The sequence below is a fragment of the Streptomyces sp. P5F9 genome (assembly GCF_057961495.1).
In genome coordinates, this window is sequence record NZ_JBXVPZ010000957.1 from 1 (window position 1) to 1,093 (window position 1,093).

1 protein-coding gene is annotated in these 1,093 nt (G+C 69.4%); it reads right to left on the reverse strand.

Features of this window, described 5'->3' with window-relative positions; all coding sequences use genetic code 11:
* Positions 1-138: 138 nt before the first annotated feature.
* A complete protein-coding gene (locus tag AC31A1_RS51790; protein WP_489659974.1) occupies positions 139-1,047 on the reverse strand; it encodes a GNAT family N-acetyltransferase in 909 nt (302 codons plus the stop codon).
* Between the last annotated feature and the right edge of the window lie 46 nt (positions 1,048-1,093).

Genomic DNA, 1,093 nt, shown 5'->3' on the forward strand with positions numbered 1-1,093 from the left:
GTTCGGGGTGGGTTCGGGCGGCGAGAGCGGTCGGTGGGGTCGGGCGGTCGAGGCGTGGGAGTCGGAATCCGATTCGCGGGAGTGGGAACCCGATCCGGCTGAGCGGTGTACCAAAAGTGATGGTGCAACCACGTGGTGCTACAGCAAATCACGCAAGGAACGGTCTCGGACCATGAGGGCGGCCCGCTTGCCGGGCAGGTCGACCTCGGCGGAGAACCGGAAACCGGCGCCCAGAAAAGCGGCTACGGAAGGGGTGTTGCGAATGCCGGGTTCCGCGACGATGCGGGCGCAGCCGGAGCGCTTGTCGAGTACGAGGTCGGCGACGGCCCGGAGGAGGGCGACGCCCAGTCCTCGTCCTCGGTCGGTGACGTTGCCGATAAGGAGGTGGATGCCGGTGTCGTGCGGTCGGGCCGGGTAATGGCGTGCCAGTGGGTCGAGGTCCGCCCGGTAGATCTCCCAGTAGCTCATCGGGGTGCCGTCCAGCACGCCGAGACAGGGAACGCTGCGTCCGTCACCGGTCAGTTGCGCGCGCAGGTGGTCCTCGGTCGGCGCCTGAGGGCCGGCCAGTTCCCAGAACTCCGCGACAGCAGGGTCGTTCATCCAGCGAGTGATCAGCGGAAGGTCGCGTTCGATGTGGACGGGGAGGAGGTGGAAGGCGCCTGCGGGGGTGCGGGTCGGGCCCCAGTCGGCGACGCGGTCGAGGAGGTCGTCGCCGGGCGGGACATAAGAGTTGGGCGAGAAGCCGGAGGTAGGTGGGGCTTCTACGTCGGCCGGGACAGCGGTGTCGGGCTGGACGGCGGGGTTGGTCTGGGCCGTGCCTTCCGTGCCCTCCGGCGGGTTCCGTAGCCCGATGGCGTGGGCTACCGCGCCGTGGCCTGCCGGGTCAGCTGTCTCTACCTCGGCGCAGAGCGCGATGAACTCCTCGGGCAGGCGGAGGTCGAGGGTGTCCTCGCCGTCCGTGCCTGACCTCTGGCTCGCAGTCGCGCTGGTGCCCAGGTCGGAGCCGTGGACCGTCGCGGTATCAGCGCTCGCATCGGTGGGAGGCACGGTGGCGCTCCTCTCAGGAGATGGGGTGGGTCATGTTCCTCAGGGG